Source organism: Pseudomonas sp. SWRI99 (assembly GCF_014270125.1).
Taxonomy (GTDB): Bacteria; Pseudomonadota; Gammaproteobacteria; order Pseudomonadales; family Pseudomonadaceae; genus Aquipseudomonas; species Aquipseudomonas hamedanensis.
Window position 1 is genome coordinate 1 of sequence record NZ_JABWQR010000024.1, and the last position, 22,594, is coordinate 22,594.

Genomic DNA, 22,594 nt, shown 5'->3' on the forward strand with positions numbered 1-22,594 from the left:
GGCTCACTCCTACAGGTGAACGCATTCCAAATTGTAGGAGTGAGCCTGCTCGCGATGGCAGCGACGCGGTTTCGGATCAGCCCTGCGGCTTAAGGATCAACACCGCCAACGGCGGCAGATTCAGCTCCAGCGACAAGGCCTGGCCATGGCTCGGCACTTCTTCGGCAAGCGCCCCGCCGCCGTTGCCGTAATTGGAGCCGGCATAAATGTCGGCATCGCTGTTGAGCAACTCTGCCCAGCGTCCGGCAAACGGCACGCCCACCCGGTAGCCCTGACGCGGCACGGGCGTGAAGTTGGCGACCACCAGCACTGGCGCACCGTCCTTGCTCCAGCGCAGCCACGCATAAACGCTGTTGATCGCATCATCGCCAATCAACCACTGGAAGCCTTGAGGCGCGTCGTCCTGATCGTGCAGGGCCGGCTCTTCGCGGTACAGGCGGTTGAGATCGCCAACCAGTTTCTGCACGCCCTTGTGCTCGGAATACTGCAGCAGGTACCAGTCCAGTTGCTGATCGTGGTTCCACTCACGCCACTGGCCGAACTCGCAGCCCATGAACAGGAGCTTCTTGCCCGGATGAGTCCACATGAAACTCAGGTAGGCGCGCAGGTTGGCGAACTTCTGCCAGCGATCGCCGGGCATCTTGTCGATCAGCGAGTGCTTGCCGTGCACCACTTCATCATGGGAAATCGGCAGGATGAAACGCTCGGACCAGGCGTAGACCAGACCGAAACTCAGTTCGTTGTGGTGGTGCGCGCGGTATACCGGGTCCTGCTGAATGTAATGCAGCGAATCGTGCATCCAGCCCATGTTCCATTTATAGGCAAAGCCCAGTCCGCCCTGCTGCGTGCTTTGGCTGACGCCCGGCCAGGCGGTCGACTCCTCGGCAATCACCAGTGCGCCCGGCGCCTCCAGCGCGACCACGTCGTTCAAATGCCGCAGGAAGTCGATGGCTTCAAGGTTCTCGCGTCCGCCATGGCGGTTCGGCACCCACTCACCGGCCTTGCGTGAATAGTCGCGATAGAGCATCGAGGCCACCGCGTCGACGCGCAGGCCATCGACGTGGAAATGCTTGAGCCAGTGCAGCGCGGACGCCAGCATGTAGCCGTGCACTTCGGTACGGCCGAGGTTGTAGATCAGCGTGTCCCAATCCTGATGGAAACCCTCCAGCGGATTGCCGTATTCGTACAGGGCGGTGCCGTCGAACTGCGCCAGACCGTGGGTATCGGTAGGGAAATGCGCCGGCACCCAGTCGAGGATCACGCCAATGTCCGCCTGGTGGCAGGCATTGACGAACGCAGCGAATTGCTCCGGCGTGCCGTAACGCGCGCTCGGGGCGAACTGCGAGAGCAACTGATAACCCCAGGAGCCGCCGAACGGGTGTTCCATGATCGGCATCAGTTCGATGTGGGTGAACCCCAGCTCCTTGACGTAGGGAATCAGCCTTTCGGCCAGTTCCGGCCAGGTGTACTGGCGCGCGACTTCGCCCAGGTCGTCCAGCTCGCACTGCCAGGAACCGGCGTGCAGCTCGTAGATCGACAATGGCTTTGAATGCTGGTGCCGATCCTGGCGCGCACTCATCCAGTCCTGATCCTGCCAGTCGATCTGCAAGGGCGACGCGACTTTCGAGGCGGTGTCCGGTGGTAGGCTGGTGGCCAGCGCCATCGGGTCGGCCTTGAGCGGCAGAATGCCGTGGGCGCCAAGGATTTCGTATTTGTACAGCTCGCCGGCTTGCAGGCGCGGAATGAACAGCTCCCAGACCCCGGACGGATGGCGCAGACGCATCGGATGCCGGCGCCCGTCCCAGACGTTGAAATCGCCGACCACCGACACCCGCCGGGCATTCGGCGCCCAGACCGCAAAGCGCACCCCGTCGACGCCATCGACGGTTTTCAGCTGGGCGCCGAGACAAGCGCTGAGATCGCGGTGATTGCCCTCGGCAAACAGGTACAAGTCCATCTCGCCGAGCAACTGACCGAAGCTGTAGGGATCTTCCGTAACCTGTTCGCCGCCCGCCCAGCGCGTGCGCAACAGATACGGCCGTGCCTGATCGAAATGGCCGACAAACAATCCCGGCGTTTCGGTCATCTGCAGCGGCCCGCGTTCTTCACCGCTGTCCTTGTCCAGCACGACAACGCTCAGCGCACCGGGCAGGTAGGCACGGATGTACTCCCCGCCGACGCCATCGCCGTGGGGGCCAAGAATCGAAAACGGGTCCTGATGTTCTGCCCGCACCAACGCGTCGATATCACGTGCCGAGGGCAACAATGTTTGTTTGACCACACCCTGTTCCTTGTTCGAGAAACTCATGACTACTCTCCACCAAGATCGGAAAAGGGTTTAAGCCCTGTCAATAATCCATACAAACCGTGCAATGGCACGGGCAGCCACGTCGGGCGGTTCTCCGCCTCATAGGCCACTTCATAGGCCGCTTTTTCCAGGCCGAACAACGCCAGCGCAGCGTCGGCGCCTTCAGGGTCTTGCCAGGCATGTTCAAGACTAGCTGCCGCCTCGCGATATGCCTGCACAAATGCCTCGCGGGCTTCTCGCAGATAGCGCTCAGCGACCCGTTTGCGCGCCGCTTCGGCTTCAGGGCTGTTGTCGACGTTGTGCACGTTGATGGTCATCGCCGCCGCGTAATCGAAGGAACGCAGCACACCGCTGACATCCTTGTACGGGCTGTGCTTGCCACGACGCTCACTCAACGGCCGCGCCGGTTCGCCCTCGAAGTCGATCAGATAGGCATCGCCCTTGATCACCAGCACCTGGCCCAAATGCAAGTCGCCATGCACACGAATGCGCAAACCGCCGGTGGCTTTTTTCGCCAGATCCTGCACATGGGCGAGGATGGTTTTCTTCTCGTCGAGCAGACGCTTGACCAGTTTCTGGTCCGCTGCGTTCAGTTCGCCCTGATGCTCCTTGAGCAATTTCAAGGCGTGCTCGACCTGCGCAGTAACATCCTTGCCAGTGGCTTGCATGTCTTTGCCTGAAGACACTTGCGCAGCAAAGTCGGCATTGTCGGTTGGCGCGGCGAGCATCTGATGCATCTCGCCCAGACGCTGCCCGAGCATGCCGGCAAAATCCTTCAACTCGCCCAAGGCGTTGTAATGCTGCTCCTGTTCCGAGACGGCGTCGGCCAGCTCATCGCGCAGCGCCCGTTCAAGGTTGTTCTGTGTCCACTCCCAGGCGTCGCCCTGATTACTCAGATAACCCTGAGCGATCATCAACAGGTTGTCCTGCCCCTGCGCATCGCGGCGAATCACCGAACCCAGCAACGGAGAGATATTGGCAAATCCGGCCTCGGTCAGGTAAGCGCTCATCTCCAGTTCCGGGTGTACGCCAGAAGCGACTTTACGTATCAGCTTAAGCACCAGGCTGTTGCCGATCACCACTGAGCTGTTCGATTGCTCGGCGGACAGGTAACGCACGTCCGGCTCGGCGCCGAGGCCGAGTTTTTCCAGGTGCGGGGTCTGTTCGAAGCGGATTTCACCCTCGCTCGATGCCAGCACGGTGTTGTTCTGCATGCCTTGCAGCACAGCGCGGACGAAGGTTTCCAGGCTGAACGCATCGGTGATCAAGCCGACCTGACGCACACGGCGCACGCGCGACAGCGCCAATTGCTGCGGCAACGGTGGGCCGACGTGATCTTCGGCAATGAAGCCGAACGGCAGCTGATAGCGGCTGGTCTGGCCCGCGCTGGTGACGTCGATCTCGCTGAGCAGCACCGGATGCTGCGCGTCGCCGAAGCGCACGCCGTAGGCCAGATTGACCTTCTCGATGGCCGCGTCCTTGCCGGCGAACCAGCGACGGTTCTGCAGCCAGCTCGGCAGGATGTTTTGCTCCAGCGTCGTGCGCGACGGCGCTTCGAGCAGTTCTTCCATGCGTTTTTTCAGCACCAGCGTGGTGAAGTCCGGCAGGCTCTGCGCCGGTTCCACGTGCCAGCTCGGCATCTGGTTTTCCGCTGCAAGGGCGAACCAGTAGAAGCCGTACGGCGCCAAGGTCAGCAGGAAATTCAACTGGCCGATCGGCGGAAACGCGTTACCGCCGAGCATTTCCACCGGCACCATGCCGACGTAAGCCGACAGGTCCAGTTCCACGGCCTGCGCACTGCGCGAGACGTTGGCCACGCACAGGATGATTTCATGCTTGCCGTCGGCGTCGGTGTATTCGCGGGTGTAAGCCAGCACGCGGCGGTTGGTCGGCGAGAGCATTTTCAACGTGCCACGGCCGAAGGCTTTTGACTGCTTGCGCACGGCCAGCAGGCGCCGCGTCCAGTTCAGCAGCGAATGTGGATCGCCGGACTGGGTCTCGACGTTGACCGACTGATAGCCGTACAACGGGTCCATGATCGGCGGCAGCACCAGGCTGGCCGGATCGGCGCGGGAGAAACCGCCATTGCGGTCGATCGACCACTGCATCGGCGTGCGCACGCCGTCACGGTCGCCGAGGTAGATGTTATCGCCCATGCCGATTTCGTCACCGTAATATAGGGTCGGCGTGCCGGGCATCGACAGCAGCAGACTGTTGAGCAGTTCGATGCGACGGCGATCACGCTCCATCAACGGCGCGAGACGACGGCGAATACCCAGGTTGATTCGTGCGCGACGGTCAGCCGCGTAGTAATTCCACAGGTAGTCGCGCTCGCGGTCGGTGACCATTTCCAAGGTCAATTCATCGTGGTTGCGCAGGAAAATCGCCCATTGGCAGTTCGCAGGGATTTCCGGGGTCTGACGCAAAATGTCAGTGATCGGGAAGCGATCCTCCTGAGCCAGCGCCATGTACATGCGCGGCATCAGCGGGAAGTGAAAGGCCATGTGGCACTCATCGCCATTCACCCCGGCAGCGTCGGTGTCTCCGAAATACAGCTGGGTGTCCTCCGGCCACTGATTGGCCTCGGCCAGCAACATGCGATCGGGATAGTTGGCGTCGATTTCGGCGCGAATCTGCTTGAGTACGTCATGGGTTTCGGGGAGGTTTTCGTTGTTGGTGCCATCGCGTTCGATCAGGTACGGGATCGCGTCCAGGCGCAGGCCATCGATGCCCATGTCCAGCCAGTAACGCATCACCGACAGCACCGCTTTCATCACCTGCGGGTTATCAAAGTTCAAGTCCGGCTGGTGCGAGTAGAAACGATGCCAGAAGTACTGGCCGGCGACGGGGTCCCAGGTCCAGTTGGATTTTTCCGTGTCGAGAAAAATGATCCGCGTGCCGTCGTATTTCTGATCGTCATCGGACCACACGTAAAAATCCCGCGCCGCCGAACCCGGCTTGGCTTTGCGCGCGCGCTGGAACCACGGGTGCTGATCAGAGGTGTGGTTGATGACCAACTCAGTGATCACCCGCAAACCGCGCTTGTGGGCTTCGGCGATGAAACGCTTGGCGTCGGCCATGGTCCCGTAATCGCTGTGCACCCCACGGTATTCGGCAATGTCGTAGCCATCGTCACGGCGCGGCGAAGGATAGAACGGCAACAGCCAGATGGTGTTGACGCCCAGGTCGGCGATGTAATCGAGCTTGGCGATCAGCCCGGGAAAATCGCCGATACCGTCGTTGTTGGAGTCGAAAAACGATTTGACGTGAACCTGATAGATCACCGCATCCTTGTACCAGAGCGGGTCTTTGATGAAGGCAGCTGCCTTGGGTTTCTTCGCCATGTGAAACTCCTGAAAAATTCTGGATGCCACAGCAGTCTCCTGTGGCGAGGGAGCGACGCAGTACCTTACGAAGCAGTGATTCGCCAAATCCCGAACGGCTGATACGCCGGGTCGATGCGCATGAACTGGTATTTGCCATACCAGTCCCAGCGGTGGCCGTTCATCAAGTCCTCGCCGTGGGTTGTGGCATCGTCCGGCAGGCCCATTTCCCACAGCGGCAATTCGAAATTCGCTTCCTGGACGTTATGCGGATCGAGGCTGACCGCCACCAGAATGAAGTTGCTGCCGTCAGCGCTGCGTTTGCCGAAATACAGGATGTTGTCGTTCCAGGCGTTATAGATCTTCAGGCCCAGATGGCTGTGCAGCGCCGGGTTCTGGCGGCGGATGCGGTTGAGCTGAGCGATTTCGGCAATGATGTTGCCGGGCGCCGTGAAATCGCGGACGCGGATTTCGTACTTCTCCGAATCGAGGTATTCCTCCTTGCCCGGGACCGGCGCCGATTCGCACAGCTCGAACCCCGAATACATGCCCCACAAGCCTGAGCCCATGGTCGCCAGCGCGGCGCGGATCAAGAAACCGGGGCGCCCGGAGTCGTGCAGGAATGCCGGGTTGATGTCCGGGGTATTCACGAAAAAGTTCGGCCGGTAGCACTCGCGCCACGGCGACTGGTTCAGCTCGGTGAAGTACGTGGCCAGTTCAGCCTTGGTGTTGCGCCAGGTGAAATAGGTGTAGCTCTGCGAATAACCGACCTTACCCAGCCGCGCCATCATCGCCGGCGTGGTGAAGGCTTCAGCCAGGAAGATCACTTCCGGGTACAGCGCGCGCACATCGGCAATCAGCCACTGCCAGAACGGCAGCGGTTTGGTGTGCGGATTGTCGACGCGAAAGATCTTCACGCCCTCTTTGACCCAGCCGATGACAATGTCACGCAACTCCACCCACAGGCTCGGAATCGCGTCCGGCGCATAGAAGTCGACGTTGACGATGTCCTGGTATTTCTTCGGCGGGTTCTCGGCGTATTTGATCGTGCCGTCCGGGCGCCAGTTGAACCAGCCCGGATGCTGTTTGAGCCACGGGTGGTCCTGGGAACACTGGATGGCGAAATCGAGGGCGATCTCCAGACCATGATCGGCGGCAGCGGCGACCAGTCGGCGGAAGTCTTCGCGGGTGCCGAGTTGCGAGTGAATCGCCTCGTGACCGCCCTCCTCGCTGCCGATCGCATACGGGCTGCCGGGATCGTCCGGGCCGGCGGTCAGAGAATTGTTGCGCCCCTTGCGGTGGGCGCGACCGATCGGATGGATCGGGGTGAAATACAGCACGTCGAAGCCCATGTCCTGAATCATCGGCAGACGCGAATGGACATCGTTGAAAGTACCGTGGCGGCGCGGATCGTCGGTGATCGAGCGCGGAAACAGCTCATACCAACTGGCGAACTCGGCGAGTTCACGTTCGACATCCATGGGATATTGCGGGCTGACACTCAGGTACGCACGCAGGTCGGCCTCGGCCATCAACTGCGCACTGCGCGAGTGCAGAAACAGCGCGACCTGCTCGGTTTCGAGCAAGCCGGACAATTCGTGGTGCAGCGCGTGAAGTTGTTCGCTGAGTTGTCCTTCGCTGCGCTCGGCGGCCTGGAGCACCATGGTGCGGCCTTCCTGCAACTCCAGCGACACCGGCACGGCGGCGCTGTGTTTTTTCTCCAGCTCATACTGAAAACTGGCGAAATGATCGATCCACGCTTCGATGCAGTAGACATACCGTCCCTGATGCTCGGGGCGGAAGCGGCCCAGCCAGCCATTATTGCCTTGATCGCTCATGACCTCGCTGTGCCAGCTCTCATCACCTTCGGCGCGCCAGCGGATGCGCACCGCGAGCTTGTCGTGGCCGTCGGCAAAAACCTTGCTGGTGACGACGATCTCGCGCCCGGCAATCGATTTGGCGGCGAACTGGCCGCCCTCCAGGGTCGGCATGGTGTTTTCGATGACGATGCGCGGCAGCAGCAACGCCTGGGCCAACGGCAAATGCGGGTTGTAGTTCAGTTCTGAAGATGTTTCAGCAGTCATTGAGCATCTCTCCTTAACGCCCCAAGGACGCTCTTGTGCCGGATCAGTATTCGCCACGAAGCGCCGGCCCCGTGATCAACTCACTTAGCTTCCGAGCAACCGGCTCGGGGAAAAGTTCAGACGAAATTGCCGGGGCGCAACGCGGATCGAATTCACCGCGAGACGGTCAATCCACTTAAGCACTTCTCACGCCATGTGCCATACGGAGGTCATCAGATGAACATTCCGATCCCGGCGGAAACGCCCGATCCCAACATCGACAAACCGACGTTGCCCGAGACCGAACCACCACCGGTGCCGGAACAGGAACCGCCCGGCACCACACCGCCCCCCAAGGAAGAACCACCAACGACAATGCCGCCGGTAATCGTCTAAGCCTGCGCCCAACTGATCGTTCCCACGCTCCGCGTGGGTATGCAGCCCGGGACGCTCCGCGTCCCACTCAAAGCCGAACGCAGAGCGTGGGAACGATCAGGCATCCGGGAGCTAGAGGTGGTCGTTCTTGTCGACATCTTTTTCGAACATCCGAACCACATACGGCATCACACTGAAAATCGCCAGCGCCAGGATGGTGCTCAGTAGCGCTGTCGCTTCCTTGCCCAGCCCCACTGCCACACCGATTGCCGCTGTCATCCATAACCCGGCGGCCGTGGTCAGGCCTTTGACATGGGATTCGTCGCCCTGCTGATTTTTCAGGATTGTGCCCGCGCCGAGAAAACCGATCCCGGCGATCACACCCTGCAATACCCTGCTCATGGCATCGGATTCTGCACCCGATGTCTGCGGCACCAGTACGAACAGTGCAGCACCCAACGCCACCAGCATGTGCGTGCGCACACCTGCTGCCTTGCCTTTGTGTTCACGCTCGAAACCGAGAATGCCGCCAAGAATCGCCGCCATCAGCAAACGCACGGTAATGCGGGTCATTTGCGCGGTGTCGCCGATGTCGGCAAATTCGGCTTCCAGGGTTTTCCACACTTCATCCCACCAGTCTTCCATCGTGCAGTCCTTGTTATTGGCTTGATAAAGGATGGACAACGTCGACCATTAGTCGGTTGCGCCGAACGATCCACGCGCTTCGCTTCCTAATGTGCAGACCTCAATGGAAAAAAGGACTGCCGCGATGCCCGTTCGAATCGATGAATCCAACCCCGAGCAGAAAGTCTGTTTTTTCACCGTCGAACATGGCGAAGAAATTCGCATCTGCGACACGCTGGAAGTCATGACCGATAGCGAAAAAGCCATGTCGTTCGTGGAGATAGAAGGCAAACGGGTCTACATCACCGAAGCAGAAGCCGACGCCTTGATCGTCGCCGGAGCCAGGGACGGTCGTGAACACCTGAAAGCAGACACGGGTGATTCGGTGATTTGACTGACCCTGATCAACACCCCGCGCAAGCGCCTGCGTTAGCCGTTTGCGCCTCATTCGGCAAGTTGCTTCAAGTTGTCGCAGGCGTTACGCAAAACCTCATCTGATCCGCTTTTTATTGCCAGACCTGAGTCTGTTATGCAAACAGATCGGCGCTCATAGTGCCTCGGCCTGATGGAGGCTGATGAGCAAACGACCATGAGCGAACAAATCCCCGTCCGAACCGTAGAAGCGCCGCCAACGATAAAAAGCGTGCCCGCACGCCCGATGAAGGCGACGGCAAGGCCCAGTGACCAGCCGATCCAGACCCGCAGTTTCACCGGTCTGTTCCGCACCCTGCGCATGAGCGGCGCGGGACTGTTGTTCGTGCTGTTTTTCGGGACGGTGTGGCTGAACTGGGGCGGTCGTCAGGCGGTGCTGTGGGACCTCTCGCAAAGCAAATTCCACATCTTCGGCGCGACGTTCTGGCCGCAGGATTTCATTCTGCTGTCGGCCCTGCTGATCATTGCCGCGTTCGGCCTGTTCGCCATCACCGTGTTCGCCGGGCGGGTCTGGTGCGGGTACACCTGCCCGCAAAGTTCCTGGACATGGATTTTCATGTGGTGCGAGAAAATCACCGAAGGCGAACGCAACCAGCGGATCAAACTGCAAGCGGCACCGTGGGGCCTGAACAAGCTGGCCCGGCGCGCCGCCAAGCACACCCTGTGGCTGGCGATCAGTGTGCTGACCGGGCTGACCTTTGTCGGCTACTTCACCCCGATCCGGCCGCTGGCCGAAGAACTGCTGACCTTGCAGATCGGTGGCGTCAGCCTGTTCTGGGTGCTGTTTTTCACCGCCGCCACCTACATCAATGCCGGCTGGCTGCGCGAAGCGGTGTGCATGCACATGTGCCCGTATGCGCGGTTTCAGAGTGTGATGTTCGACAAGGACACCCTGACCATCGCCTACGACGTCGCCCGGGGCGAAAGCCGTGGCCCACGCAAACGTGACGTCAAGCCGCAAGACGCAGGCCTGGGCGATTGCATCGATTGCCAACTGTGCGTGCAGGTCTGCCCGACCGGTATCGACATACGCAACGGTTTGCAGATGGAGTGCATCGGTTGCGCGGCGTGCATCGATGCCTGCGACTCGATCATGGACAAAATGCATTACCCGCGCGGCTTGATCCGCTACAGTTCCGAACGCGAATTGCAGGGCGGCAAGACGCATCTGCTGCGCCCGCGCCTGATTGGCTACACGGCGCTGCTGCTGGTGATGATCGGCGCCTTGGCGCTGGCACTGGTCGAGCGGCCAATGGTGTCGCTGGATGTGACCAAGGATCGCGGATTGTTTCGCGAGAATGCTCAGGGGCGGATCGAGAATATCTATTCGCTCAAGGTGATCAACAAGACTCAGCAGCGGCAGGAGTACCGGTTGAGTCTGCTTGATGGCGATGGGTTCGAATTGCAGGGCAAAACGGCACTGAGCTTGGCGCCGGGGGAGATTGTCGACGTGCCGGTATCGGTGGCGATGACTACCGAGCGGCCGGCCAGCAGCTCGCAGACATTGAATTTCAGGATTGAAGACACTGACGAGCCGCAGGTTTACAGCGTGGCGAAGAGCCGATTTGTTGCGCCGATGAATCGCTGATTGCCCATAGACTGCAGTGCTTTCATTCGCTAGCAGGCTCGCTCGCACCATTGACCACGTTCCCTTGTGGGAGCGAGCCTGCTCGCGAATGAAGCCGCCGCGATTCCCCTAATAAGCACCCATCCGGATCCACCATGAAACGCTACGAAAAATTCGCCGACGACATCGCAGAACTGATCCGCTCCGGCGTACTCGGTCCCGGCCAGCGGGTACCCTCGGTGCGCTATGCCAGCCAGACCTACGGCGTCAGCCCGTCGACGGTGTTTCAGGCTTATTACCTGTTGGAACGGCGCGGGCTGATCCGCGCGCGGCCGCGCTCCGGGTACTTCGTCAACACCCATGCGCCGAGCCCGTTTTCCGAGCCGGTGATCAGCAGCCAGGTCAACGAATCCACCGAAGTCGACGTCAGCGAGTTGGTGTTCTCGGTACTCGACTCAATCAAGTACCCGAGCACCGTGCCTTTCGGCTCGGCGTTCCCAAGTCCGGGTTTGTTCCCGTTGCAGCGCCTGTCACGCTCATTGGCCAGCGCCGCCCGGGAAATGGACCCGCGCATGGTCGTCACCGACATGTCGCCGGGCAACCCGCAGTTGCGTCGGCAAATCGCCCTGCGCTACATGGTCGGCGGCCTGATGTTGCCGATGGAAGAATTGCTGATCACCAACGGCGCCCTCGAAGCGCTGAACCTGTGCCTGCAAGCAGTGACCGAGCCGGGCGATCTGGTGGCCATCGAAGCCCCGGCGTTTTATGCCAGCCTGCAAGTGCTTGAGCGCCTAAAGCTCAAAGCCGTGGAAATCCCCGTGCACCCGCGCGACGGCATCGACCTCGGCGTCCTCGCGCAAACCCTAGCGCGGCACCCGATCAAGGCGTGCTGGTGCATGACCAGTTTCCAGAATCCGATGGGCGCAACCATGCCCGAGGCGAAGAAGCAGGAACTGGTCGAACTGCTGCGCCAGCATCAGGTGCCGCTGATCGAAGACGACGTCTACGCCGAACTCTATTACGGTCAGCAGGCGCCAAAACCGGCCAAGGCGTTCGACACGGAGGGCCTGGTGATGCATTGCGGCTCGTTCGCCAAAAGCCTCGCCCCCGGCTACCGCATCGGCTGGGTCGCCGCCGGGCGCTACGCGCAGAAAATCGAGCGGCTGAAACTGATGACCTCGCTATGCGCCTCTATGCCGGCGCAAGCGGCGATTGCCGACTACCTGCAACACGGCGGCTACGACCGCCACCTGCGCAAACTGCGCTACGCCCTTGAAGAACAGCAAAGCGCGATGCTCGCAGCGATTGCCCGTTATTTTCCGGCACAGACCCGGGTCAGCCAACCGGCCGGCGGCTACTTTTTGTGGCTGGAATTACCGGAGCAGATGGACTCGCTGAAGTTGTTTCAGATGGCGCTGGCGCAAGGCATCAGCATTGCCCCTGGGCCGATCTTCTCGCCGACCCAGCGCTTCAGGAACTGCATTCGTTTGAACTATGGCAGCCCGTGGACCGAGGATTCGGAACAGGCCATGGAGACGCTGGGGCGGATTGTGCGGTCGTTTTGATGGTTTCTCTTAAAGCTCTAGCTAGCACAGACCTGCGCTGGCCGATACCATATAGCCATCATCTCAATCACTCATGTGTTGAGCTCCCTTATATCTAAAGATGGAAAGCAGGATGCGATCGGAAATCAAGACAGACAATATTTACCTTAAGGGGCTCCAACTGTCGGGATTCAAGGGCTTAGGAGAAGAACTGCAAACGATCGCTCCTTTCCAACGTTTCAATTTTTTCATAGGAGCTAATAACTCTGGAAAATCAACGATTCTGGATTTCATCTCCCGACACGTTCATTCTTTCACCAAGATAAACTACGGAAGCAGCCCAGACATTTCGTTCAATTCGGTTGGAAACGAGTTAAACATAGACTGCAACCCAACAGCAATCAAGTCAAACTTAGGAATAACAAAGACCCAATTTATTGAAGCAGTGATTGAAAACCCTGCCTTATCACAAGATACTGCCACAATGGAGATCATCAATGTCATCACAGAAAAACTAGTAGCTGACGAACAGCTCATTTGGTTAAAAGGAACCACAATACCAAAAACTCAAAACCTGTTCACAGACATAGAAATTTCCCTCGGCGACATTCAACACATCCAAAAACACAGTGAAACCTTAGGGTTTATCACCGGACATTTTGGTGGTAGCCAAGCTCAACTCCGCGAGCATCAGTTCTCCTTTATTATTCAAAGGCTATTCTCAAGATCAAAAATTAATCTTCCCAAAGCAAACATCATTCCAGCGATTCGCCAAGTATCACCGAGCGGAGCAGAGTTTGATGATTACTCGGGCAAAGGACTGATTGAAAAAATAGCTCAGCTACAGAACCCAGCAAAACATGGAAAAAATCGACATCACGAATTTGATAAGATAAATAACTTTCTGAGAAGCGTTCTTGGAAAAAATGATGCAAAAATTGAAATACCTCATGATCGAAGTGAAATATTAGTCCACATAGATGATCGAGCTTTCCCATTGGCCGCTCTCGGAACAGGAATTCATGAGGTCGTGATGCTCGCTACATTTTGCACACTTCTGGAACACCAAATCCTTTGTATCGAAGAACCAGAAATTCATCTTCACCCTGCCTTGCAGAGGCGCCTGATCAATTACCTGCAAACGGAAACGTCGAACCAGTATTTTATAGCCACACATTCAGCTTCAATCATCGACACCCCGGACGCAGCGATATTCCATGTGACAAATATTGACGGCACAACAAAAATAGCCAAAGCAAACTGCAACTCATCGAAACACGGCCTGCTTCAGGACCTTGGATACAAGCCTTCGGATCTGCTTCAAACAAATTGCATATTATGGGTAGAAGGCCCATCAGATCGTCTATATCTCAATCGCTGGATAGCCGCGAAAGACAACAAGCTCATCGAAGGAGTGCACTATTCAATTATGTTCTATGGTGGCCGTCTACTTAGTCACCTACACAGTGATAGTGATGACGATATTGATGATAGCGTAAAGGCTCTCATCGCAGTTCACAGATTGAACCAAAACCTTGCCTTTGTAATTGATAGCGACAAGGCCAGCAGCATCGACCCAATAAACAAAACGAAACTCCGCATTAAAGCCGAAGTTAAAAACCATGGCGGGATTTGCTGGATCACCGCTGGTCGAGAAATAGAAAACTACATCCCCCAACCAAAAATGGAAACAGCGCTCAGCAAGGCTTACAGCTCTTTCTCAAAGCAGGTGGCTACGGGACAATTCGATCACGTGTTACCTTTTGAGAAGCAAGATAAACAAATTCAACACAAAGTAGATAAAGTCAAAATCGCTCATGCCATCACCTTAAAGAAAGCGGACATGGATGTGCTCGATCTCGAAAAAAGAATCAGCGAGATATTAAATATGATCTATAAATCAAATCACATTAAGGAAATATGAGTGAGGACTTTGCGTCCGCTTCAAGGCGACTAGCAAGACGGCATGCGCCGAAAGAATAGACTTATTTTATAGTTGCTGCCGCGTATTAGCGTCAGCGTTGTAGAGCTACCGCCCCTCCAAAACCCAAAGACGTTCCGGTTTCAAATGGCGCTGGCGCAAGGCATCAGCATCGCCCCGGGGCCGATCTTCTCGCCGACCCAGCGCTTCAGGAACTGCATTCGGTTGAACTACGGCAGCCCGTGGACCGAGGATTCGGAAAAGGCCATGGAGACGCTGGGGCGGATTGTGCGGTCGTTTTGATGGTTTGATGTTGGCCGCACTGGCCCCTTCGCGAGCAAGCCCGCTCCCACATTTAACCGGATTCCATCTGAAGGAACCGGGTCGAATGTGGGAGCGGGCTTGCTCGCGAAGGGGCCGGCGCTAACGAAGCACATTCAGCGGTCTAACGCCCACCCCCCAAATCAACAAACGTCCCCGTTGCATACGACGCCTTGTCCGACAGCAACCAGACAATCGCCTCCGCCACTTCATCCGGGCGTCCGCCCCGCGCCATGGGGATCGCCGATTCGAGCTTGCTGACCCGGTCCGGATCGCCGCTCAGCGCGTGGAAGTCGGTGTAGATGTAGCCCGGACGCACCGCGTTGACGCGAATCCCCTCGCCGGCTACTTCCTTGGACAGGCCGATGGTGAAGGTATCGAGCGCGCCTTTGGAGGCGGCGTAGTCGACGTATTCGTTTGGCGAGCCCAGGCGTGCTGCCACCGATGAAACGTTGACGATGCTGCCACCCTGCCCACCATGTTTGGGCGACATGCGCAGGATCGCGTGCTTGGCGCAGAGGATCGGTGCCAGGACGTTGGTTTTCATGATTTTGAGAATGCGGAACTCGGACATTTCGTCGACCCGCGATTTGTGCGCGACGGTGCCCGCGTTGTTCACCAGTGCGGTGACGCGGCCCAGTTCGCTGTCGACGCGGTGAAACATCGCAACCACTTCGTCTTCGATGCTGACGTCGGCGCGCACTGCGATGGCCTGGGCGCCCAAGGCACGAACCTGTTCCAGCACGGCGTGCGCGGCCTGTTCATCGGACTGGTAATTGATGCAGATCCGATAGCCTTGTTCGGCAGCCAACAGCGCCGTAGCTGCGCCAATCCCGCGCCCGCCACCGGTGATGACAATGACTTTATCCATGCTGGCTTTCCCCCACGTGCACACGTAACAGTCGGGGCAAGAATAACTGCCATTGGCAGGTTTTGCATGGAGTCTGTGGCGCCTGTCCGGACGCCTTCGCGAGCAGGCACGCTGCCACAGGGTCTGTCAGACCACCGCCAAGCGCTCCCCGCGCACGATGTCCTGCAAGAAGCGCTCAGCCGGCAGCGGATGCCCAAGCAGGTAGCCCTGTAACGAATCACAGCCCAGTCTGGTCAGGAAATCCTGCTGCACACCGGTTTCGACGCCTTCGGCAACGATGCGCAACCCCAGCGCCTGGCCGAGCGCGACAATCGCCGAAACGATCGCCGCATCATCACTGTCGTGCTCCAGATCGCGAACGAAACCGCGGTCGATCTTCAGCTCATTGGCCGGCAGGCGCTTGAGGTACATCAGGCTGGAATAACCGGTGCCGAAGTCGTCAATCGACAGGTCGACGCCCATGTCCGACAGTTCCTGCAACACCGTCATGCTCGCATCGGCATCGCTCATGGCGGTGGTTTCGGTGATCTCCAGGGTCAGGCTGTTCGCCGGCAGGTGGTGCGTGCGCAGCGCCTTGGCAACGCTGCGCACCAGTCCGGCATTACAAAACTGCAACGCCGAGAGGTTTACCGCAATGCGCCAATCGGTGTAGCCGAGCACGTACCACTCGCGCATCTGCCGACACGCTTCGTTGAGCACCCACTCGCCCATCGGGATGATCAAACCGGTTTTCTCTGCCAGATCGATAAACGTGTCGGGCATCAGCAAGCCGTGGACGGGATGCTCCCAGCGCAGCAACGCTTCGGCGCCGACCGCGCGACCATTGGCGGCGTCAAACTTGGGCTGGTAATGCAGGCTGAACTGATTGTGTTCCAGCGCCGCGCGCAGATCCTGCACCAACTGCAATTGCTTGCGGGCATTGTTATTCATCGAGGCGTCGAAAAAGCTGTAGCCGTTCTTGCCGCCGCCCTTGGCGTGGTACATCGCCGCATCGGCGTTCATCAGCAGCTCTTGCGCGCTCTGGCCGTTGCCCGGATACAGGGCGATGCCGACACTGGCAGAAATCTGCAAGTCATGTTCAGCAACACGGAACGCCTGGGCAATCAAGCCGACCTGACGCGCCGCCAGACTCACGGCATCGTCGGGCTCGGTGAGGCGCACCAGCAGGACGAATTCATCGCCGCCGATCCGCGCCAGCGTGTCCTGGCTGCGCAGATCCTCGCGCAGGCGCACACCGACCTCGCGCAGCAGTTGGTCGCCCATGTGGTGGCCGAAGGCATCGTTGACCGGCTTGAAACCGTCCAGATCGATGAACATCAAGGCGAAACAACCGCCCTGCTCGTGAACCTTGTTGATCGCCTGACTGATGCGGTCGTCGAGCAGCATGCGGTTGGGCAGGCCGGTGAGGGTGTCGTGCAGGGCCAGTTGCGTGAGTTCGCGGTTGGCCACCGTCAGCGAGTGCGCCAGATCAGCGGTGCGTGCTTCGAGGCGAGCATCGAGGATCGACGTGAGCAAGGCGATCGACAACACCGCCAGCGTGGTGACCAACACCAGACTGTCGAGCCCGTTGCCTTTCAGGCCATTGACCGTCGCGCCGCAGAAACTGCCATCGGGAAACTGTGCCGCCGCCATGCCGGTGTAGTGCATGCCGACGATGGCAATGCCCATGATCACCGCCGCGCCGGCGCGGATCAGGCGTACATAGGGCGAATGCTGGCGCAGGCGAAAGGCGATCCACAACGCGGCCGCCGAAGCACCCACGGCAATCAGCAACGAGGCGCTGAATAACGTCGGGTCATAGTCGATGCCGGGGGTCATGCGCAGCGCCGCCATACCGGTGTAATGCATGGCGCTGATGCCCGCGCCCATGATCAACGCACCGAAGGCCAGTTGCAGCAGCGGCAGTTTTGGCTGGCTGACCAGCCACAAGGCGAATCCGCAGGACAGCACGGCGATCAGCAGCGACAGCGCCGTGAGGGCGATGTCGTAACCCAGATCGATCGGCAACTTGAAGGCGAGCATGCCGATAAAGTGCATCGACCAGACGCCCACCCCCATCGCCAACGCCCCGCCCGCCGTCCAGAAATGCACGGCGCGGCCCTTGGCGGTAGCGATGCGCCCGGTCAGGTCGAGCGCCGTGTAGGAGGCGAGAATCGCCACGCACAGCGAAATGAAAACCAGGGTGAAGGAGTAGCTGCCGATGAGCATGGGGATTCTCGTGCCGACCAAGACCGTATTGCATCCATTCTCGGTCAGGAAAATCCGGCGATTGTACTGATTGCGCGGAAGAACGCACTGACAAAGTAATCATTTTGCCATCAGGCCGATGAAACGCTTGTTCGATCGTCCTACAAGGCTCAGGAATGGACTTTAAGCCACTTTGTGGGAGCGAGCCTGCTCGCGAAGGCGGCGGGTCAGTTGATAATGTGCTGAATGACTAACCGCTATCGCGAGCAGGCTCACTCCTACAGTGGCCTGCGTTACCCGAATTTCCGCGCCAGGCACAAATCCCATGTAGGAGCGAGCCTGCTCGCGATGACGCCAGTACAGCCACCATCGTGGTTGCCTGACCCACTGCTTTCGTGAGCAGGCTCACTCCCACAAGGCTCAGCGCTTGTCGCTGACATCCAGTTGGCCGTCCCAGCCACCGCCCAGCGCGGCGATCAGTTGCACGCTGGCAATCAGGCGGTTTTGCAGAATGTTCAAGACACTGCGCTCGTTGTTCAACGCCGTCGCCTGCACCACCACTACATCGATGTAGGCAATCAGTCCGGCCTTGTACTGGTTCTCCGTCAGGCGCAGGGAATCGCGCGCGGCATCCAGCGCTTCCTGGCGCACGGCCGCTTCGTCGGCATACACCTTCAGCTGCACCAGATAGTTTTCCACTTCGCGGAAACCGTCGAGTACGGTCTGGCGGTATTTGGCGACGGTCTGGTCGTAGGCCGCTTCAGTGCGATCAACCTCGGCCGAACGAATGCCGCCGTCGAACAGCGGCAACGACAGCTGCGGGCCAACCGACCAGAAACGGTTCGGCAGGCTGATCAGGTTGTTCGATGTACTGCTGCTGTAGCCCCCGCTCAGACTCAGGGTCAGATCCGGATAATAGGCGGCTTTCGCCACGCCGATGTTGGCGTTGGCGGCGATCACCGAGCGCTCGGCAGAGGCAATGTCCGGACGCCGTTCAAGCAACTGCGAAGGCAGGCTCAGCGGCACTTGCGGCAAGTTCGGGATGGTCTGGCTTTCGGCAATGCTGAAGTTCGCCGGCGCTTCGCCGGTCAGCACGGCGATAGCGTTTTCAAATTGCGCGCGCTGCCAGATCAGGTCGACCAGATCGGCCTGAGTACTTTTTAACTGGGTCTGCGCCTGTGCCACCGCGTCACGCCCGGAAACCCCGGCGCGGTATTGGTTCTCGGTCATTCTCAGCGAGCGTTCGTAAGCGGCAACGGTGGCCTCGAGCAACCGTTTCTGCTGATCGATCACACGCAGTTGCAGGTAGTTCTGCACCAGTTCCGACTGTTGGCTCAGGCGCATGGCCGCCAGGTCCGCAAAGCTCGCCTGGGCACTGGCTTCGTCCGCCTCCAGGCCTCGGCGCAGCTTACCCCATACATCGGCCTCCCAACTCACGCCCAGTTGCGCGTTGTAGGTGTCACGAATCCCGCTGGAAGAACTGCTCAGGCTCGAACTGCTGCTGCCGGTGCCCTGACTGGAGCGGGTCTTGCCCAGGCTCAGGTCGACACTGGGATAGAACGCCCCGCGTGCGCTGCGCACCAACGCCTGAGCCTGACGATACTGGGCTTCGGACTGCGCCACCGTCTGGTTGGATCTGTTGAGTTTCTCGATCAAAGCATTGAGCTGCTGATCGCCGTACAACTCCCACCAGGCCCCGCGGGCCAGCGAATCGCTCGGGTTGGCCTGGCGCCAGCTTTCGGCTTCCTTGTACTGAGCGATTTCAGCGGTCTGCGGACGCTGGTAATCGGGACCGACAGCACAGGCACTGAGCATCGCCACGCACAGCGACAGGCTCAACAGCCGCGAACCGCGAACAGTGGCCAGGTTGAAAAGCGAACGGTCAGTCATAGCGGAGTTTCCAGAGCGGCGTCAGTGCGCACGCCACGCCAATGGTTGAAGCGATGGCGCAGCTTGTCGAGATAGAGGTAAACCACAGGTGTGGTGTAAAGGGTCAGGACCTGGCTGAAGACCAGACCGCCAATGATGGTCAGCCCCAGCGGCTGGCGCATTTCCGCGCCCTCGGCCCGGCCGAGCAGCAGCGGCAAGGCGCCGAGGATCGCCGCCAGCGTGGTCATCAGGATCGGCCGCAAACGTTGCAGGCATGCGCTGCGGATCGACTCCAGCGGCGACAGGCCCTGATGGCGCTCCAGTTGCAGCGCGAGGTCGATCATCAGAATGGCGTTTTTCTTCACCACGCCGATCAGCAGGAACAGCCCGAGCAGGGAAATCAGGCTGAATTCGCCACCCAGCGCATAGATCGACAGCAACGCGCCGACCCCGGCCGACGGCAGCGTCGACAGAATGGTCAGTGGGTGGATGTAGCTTTCGTACAGCACGCCGAGCACAAGGTACACCGCGAGCAGCGCGCCGAGGATCATGAACGGCTGGCTCTTCTGCGTCGCGGCGAAGGCATCAGCCGTACCGGCCATTTTCGCAATGACATCTTCCGGCAGCCCGACCTTGGCAATTGCCCGCTCGATGGCGGCACTGCCCTGCTCCACCGTCACGCCTTCGGCCATGTCGAAGGCAATCGACTCGGACGCGAACTGGCCTTCGTGGCTGACCCGATCGTCTTCCAGGCTGTTTTCGTAATGAGCGAACGTCGACAACGGCACGCGCGCGCCGTCAGCGGTAATGACCTGCACCTGCTTGAGTGTCACCGGGTCCTGAGCGTATTTCGGATTGACCTCCATCACCACCTGATACTGGTTGAGGCTGTCGTAGATCGTCGAAATCTGCCGCTGACTGTAGGCGTTGTTCAGCACCGCCGTGACCATGTCCATGTCCACGCCCAAGCGTTTGGCCTGGTCGCGGTCGACAATCAGCGTCACCTGCTGTGCCCCCGCGCCTTCGCGGGCATCGATGGCGGTCAGTTCGGGCAAGGCGCGCAATGCCGTGACCACTTTCGGGTACCACTTGCGCAACTCACCGAGATCGCCGCTTTGCAGGATGTAGCTGTACTGCGACGAGGTCTGCTCGCGCCCGCCGCCAAATTGCAGGTCCTGGTCGGCCATCAGCATCAACTGCGCGCCGGGTACCTTGGGCATTTCCTTGCGCAGGCGTTCAATGACTTTCTGTGCCGACAACTGGCGTTCCTTGATCGGTTTCAGGCGCACGATCATGAAGGCGTTGTTGGTGCCGTTGCCGCCACCGATGAAGCCGGCGACGCTCTCCACCGCCTCATCCTTGAGCACGGCGCGGCGGAAAATTTCCATTTTCGGCTGCATGACGCTGAACGACAGACCGTCGTCGCCGCGCACAAAACCGATCAACTGTCCGGTGTCCTGCTGGGGCATGAAGGTTTTCGGCACCACCACATACAGCGCGACGTTGACGCCGACCGTGATCAATAGACTGAGCAGCGTCAGGCGGCGGTGGCGCAAGACCCAGTCGAGGCTCACGGCGTATTTGCCGACCATCCAGTCGTTGGTGCGCCGACTCCAGCGTTGCAGGCGGTTTTCCTGCCCCGGCGTGTGTGGCTTGAGCCAACGGGCGCAGAGCATCGGCGTCAACGTCAGGGACACCACCAGCGACACGACAATCGCCGCGGCCAGGGTGATGGAGAACTCGCGGAACAGACTTTCGACAATGCCACCCATGAACAGGATCGACAGAAATACTGCCACCAGCGACACGTTCATTGACAGTAAGGTAAAACCGACTTCCTTGGCGCCGAGATACGCGGCCTGCATCGGTTTGACGCCCTCGTCGATGTGCCGGGAAATGTTCTCCAGCACAACAATGGCGTCGTCCACCACCAGGCCGGTGGCAAGAATCAGCGCCATCAGCGACAGGTTATTCAGCGAAAAACCGTAGAGGTACATCACCGCAAAGGTGCCGACCAGCGACACCGGCACCGCCAGCGTCGGAATCAGCGAGGCGCGGAAATTGCCGAGGAACAGAAACACCACCAGCACCACCAGGACGACGGCGATCAGCAGGGTCATTTCTGCTTCGTGCAATGTGGCCTTGATTACTGGCGAGCGGTCCATCGCCAGGTTCAGCTTGACGCTGGCCGGCAGCACCGCTTGCAGGGCCGGCAACTGCGCTTTGATCTCGTTGACCGTCTCGATGATGTTGGCGCCCGCCTGCCGATTGATCACCAGCAGCACCGCTGCGTCATCGTTGAAGAAACCGCTGTTGTAGCGGTCTTCGACACCGTCGCTCACCTTCGCCACGTCTTTGAGGCGCAGCGCGGCGCCGTCGGCGTAGTGGATGATCAGCGATTCGTAATCCTTGGCTTTTTCCAGTTGGTCGTTGGCCTGGATCTGCCACAGCCGCTGCGCGTCTTCCACCGAACCCTTGGGCCGGCGCACGTTGGCGTCGGCGATGGTCTTGCGCACATCATCGAGGGCGACACCGTACTGGTTGAGTGCCTGCGGTTCGAGTTCGATGCGCACCGCCGGCAGCGAACTGCCGCCGATCTGCACTTCACCGACGCCCTGCACCTGGGACAGGCTTTGCGAAAGAATGGTCGAGGCCAGATCGTACAGTTGGCCCTTTTCCAGCACGTCCGACGTTAGCGACAGCACCATGATCGGAGCCTGCGACGGGTTGACCTTTTTATAGGTCGGCATGCTGCGCATCCCGCTCGGCAGCAAATTGCGCGAGGCGTTGATCGCCGCCTGCACTTCCCGCGCCGCGCCGTTGATGTCGCGGTCGAGGTCGAATTGCAAAATCACCCGCGTCGAACCCTGACTGGAGCGACTGCTCATGGTGTTGACACCGGCAATCGCGCCGAACGAGCGCTCCAGCGGCGTCGCCACCGTCGAGGCCATGACCTCCGGGCTGGCACCGGGCAGGCTGGCCTGCACGACGATGACCGGGAAGTCCATCTGTGGCAGCGGCGAGACTGGCAGCAGCCCGAAGCTGACACCGCCCAGCAGCATGATTGCCAGGGACAGCAGCATCGTCGCGACCGGGCGCTTGATGAATGGGCCTGAAAGATTCATAAGTGGCAACCACTAGCCGCAAGCCGCAAGCCGCAAGCTAGAAACCTGCGCTGAACCCGCTTTT

13 protein-coding genes and 1 pseudogene are annotated in these 22,594 nt (G+C 59.5%); 6 read left to right on the forward strand and 8 right to left on the reverse strand.

Features of this window, described 5'->3' with window-relative positions:
* Positions 1-76 precede the first annotated feature (76 nt).
* The 3 genes from glgB to HU743_RS19255 all read right to left on the reverse strand — a co-directional run bounded on the left by glgB (position 77) and on the right by HU743_RS19255 (position 7,715).
* A complete protein-coding gene (gene glgB / locus HU743_RS19245) occupies positions 77-2,308 on the reverse strand; it encodes a 1,4-alpha-glucan branching protein GlgB (protein WP_186650565.1) in 2,232 nt (743 codons plus the stop codon).
* 2 nt (positions 2,309-2,310) lie between these two features.
* Positions 2,311-5,652: a maltose alpha-D-glucosyltransferase gene (gene treS, locus HU743_RS19250; protein WP_186650567.1), complete on the reverse strand. Its 3,342-nt coding sequence runs from the start codon at positions 5,650-5,652 to the stop codon at positions 2,311-2,313.
* 65 nt (positions 5,653-5,717) lie between these two features.
* Positions 5,718-7,715, reverse strand: a complete 1,998-nt coding sequence (locus tag HU743_RS19255) for an alpha-1,4-glucan--maltose-1-phosphate maltosyltransferase (RefSeq protein WP_186650569.1) — start codon at positions 7,713-7,715, stop codon at positions 5,718-5,720.
* A gap of 216 nt (positions 7,716-7,931) precedes the next feature.
* On the opposite strand from HU743_RS19255, the gene HU743_RS19260 reads away from it, so the two are divergent.
* Positions 7,932-8,090, forward strand: a complete 159-nt coding sequence (locus HU743_RS19260; RefSeq protein WP_186630428.1) for a hypothetical protein — start codon at positions 7,932-7,934, stop codon at positions 8,088-8,090.
* A 111-nt stretch (positions 8,091-8,201) separates the two neighbouring features.
* Here the strand turns inward: HU743_RS19260 and HU743_RS19265 are convergent, their stop codons facing one another.
* Positions 8,202-8,714 (reverse strand): MgtC/SapB family protein, encoded by a 513-nt coding sequence (locus HU743_RS19265; RefSeq protein ID WP_186552181.1) that lies wholly within the window; start codon positions 8,712-8,714, stop codon positions 8,202-8,204.
* 124 nt (positions 8,715-8,838) lie between these two features.
* On the opposite strand from HU743_RS19265, the gene HU743_RS19270 reads away from it, so the two are divergent.
* From HU743_RS19270 to HU743_RS19290, 5 genes and pseudogenes are all read left to right on the forward strand, one after another.
* A complete protein-coding gene (locus HU743_RS19270) occupies positions 8,839-9,087 on the forward strand; it encodes a DUF3203 family protein (protein ID WP_186650571.1) in 249 nt (82 codons plus the stop codon).
* Between the two features lie 195 nt (positions 9,088-9,282).
* On the forward strand, positions 9,283-10,713 hold the full coding sequence (gene ccoG / locus HU743_RS19275; RefSeq protein ID WP_186650573.1) for a cytochrome c oxidase accessory protein CcoG: 1,431 nt from the start codon (positions 9,283-9,285) through the stop codon (positions 10,711-10,713).
* A gap of 134 nt (positions 10,714-10,847) precedes the next feature.
* Positions 10,848-12,257: a GntR family transcriptional regulator MpaR gene (gene mapR / locus HU743_RS19280; protein ID WP_186650575.1), complete on the forward strand. Its 1,410-nt coding sequence runs from the start codon at positions 10,848-10,850 to the stop codon at positions 12,255-12,257.
* Positions 12,258-12,369: 112 nt separating this feature from the next.
* On the forward strand, positions 12,370-14,160 hold the full coding sequence (locus HU743_RS19285) for an AAA family ATPase (protein ID WP_186650577.1): 1,791 nt from the start codon (positions 12,370-12,372) through the stop codon (positions 14,158-14,160).
* Between the two features lie 138 nt (positions 14,161-14,298).
* Positions 14,299-14,460 (forward strand): annotated as a pseudogene (locus HU743_RS19290) (PLP-dependent aminotransferase family protein); the annotation flags it as partial.
* 142 nt (positions 14,461-14,602) lie between these two features.
* On the opposite strand, the gene HU743_RS19295 reads toward HU743_RS19290, so the two are convergent.
* The 4 genes from HU743_RS19295 to HU743_RS19310 form a co-directional block, all read right to left on the reverse strand.
* Positions 14,603-15,349, reverse strand: a complete 747-nt coding sequence (locus HU743_RS19295) for an SDR family oxidoreductase (protein ID WP_186552186.1) — start codon at positions 15,347-15,349, stop codon at positions 14,603-14,605.
* A 126-nt stretch (positions 15,350-15,475) separates the two neighbouring features.
* Positions 15,476-17,557, reverse strand: coding sequence for an EAL domain-containing protein (locus HU743_RS19300; protein ID WP_186650578.1), 2,082 nt, complete (start codon positions 17,555-17,557; stop codon positions 15,476-15,478).
* Between the two features lie 399 nt (positions 17,558-17,956).
* Positions 17,957-19,426 (reverse strand): efflux transporter outer membrane subunit, encoded by a 1,470-nt coding sequence (locus HU743_RS19305; protein WP_186650580.1) that lies wholly within the window; start codon positions 19,424-19,426, stop codon positions 17,957-17,959.
* The gene (locus HU743_RS19310) at positions 19,423-22,530 is read right to left on the reverse strand and encodes an efflux RND transporter permease subunit (RefSeq protein ID WP_186552189.1); all 3,108 of its coding nucleotides are present in this window, start codon (positions 22,528-22,530) and stop codon (positions 19,423-19,425) included. The genes HU743_RS19305 and HU743_RS19310 overlap by 4 nt, the downstream gene beginning before the upstream one ends.
* Positions 22,531-22,594: the final 64 nt, after the last annotated feature.

Coding starts and splice junctions, on each gene's coding strand:
- HU743_RS19265 (WP_186552181.1), bottom strand. CDS start 8,714: ATGGAAGACTGGTGGGATGAAGTGTGGAAAACCCTGGAAGCCGAATTT.
- HU743_RS19305 (WP_186650580.1), bottom strand. CDS start 19,426: ATGACTGACCGTTCGCTTTTCAACCTGGCCACTGTTCGCGGTTCGCGG.
- HU743_RS19260 (WP_186630428.1), top strand. CDS start 7,932: ATGAACATTCCGATCCCGGCGGAAACGCCCGATCCCAACATCGACAAA.
- HU743_RS19295 (WP_186552186.1), bottom strand. CDS start 15,349: ATGGATAAAGTCATTGTCATCACCGGTGGCGGGCGCGGGATTGGCGCA.
- HU743_RS19285 (WP_186650577.1), top strand. CDS start 12,370: ATGCGATCGGAAATCAAGACAGACAATATTTACCTTAAGGGGCTCCAA.
- glgB (WP_186650565.1), bottom strand. CDS start 2,308: ATGAGTTTCTCGAACAAGGAACAGGGTGTGGTCAAACAAACATTGTTG.
- HU743_RS19310 (WP_186552189.1), bottom strand. CDS start 22,530: ATGAATCTTTCAGGCCCATTCATCAAGCGCCCGGTCGCGACGATGCTG.
- treS (WP_186650567.1), bottom strand. CDS start 5,652: ATGGCGAAGAAACCCAAGGCAGCTGCCTTCATCAAAGACCCGCTCTGG.
- mapR (WP_186650575.1), top strand. CDS start 10,848: ATGAAACGCTACGAAAAATTCGCCGACGACATCGCAGAACTGATCCGC.
- HU743_RS19300 (WP_186650578.1), bottom strand. CDS start 17,557: ATGCTCATCGGCAGCTACTCCTTCACCCTGGTTTTCATTTCGCTGTGC.
- HU743_RS19255 (WP_186650569.1), bottom strand. CDS start 7,715: ATGACTGCTGAAACATCTTCAGAACTGAACTACAACCCGCATTTGCCG.
- HU743_RS19270 (WP_186650571.1), top strand. CDS start 8,839: ATGCCCGTTCGAATCGATGAATCCAACCCCGAGCAGAAAGTCTGTTTT.
- ccoG (WP_186650573.1), top strand. CDS start 9,283: ATGAGCGAACAAATCCCCGTCCGAACCGTAGAAGCGCCGCCAACGATA.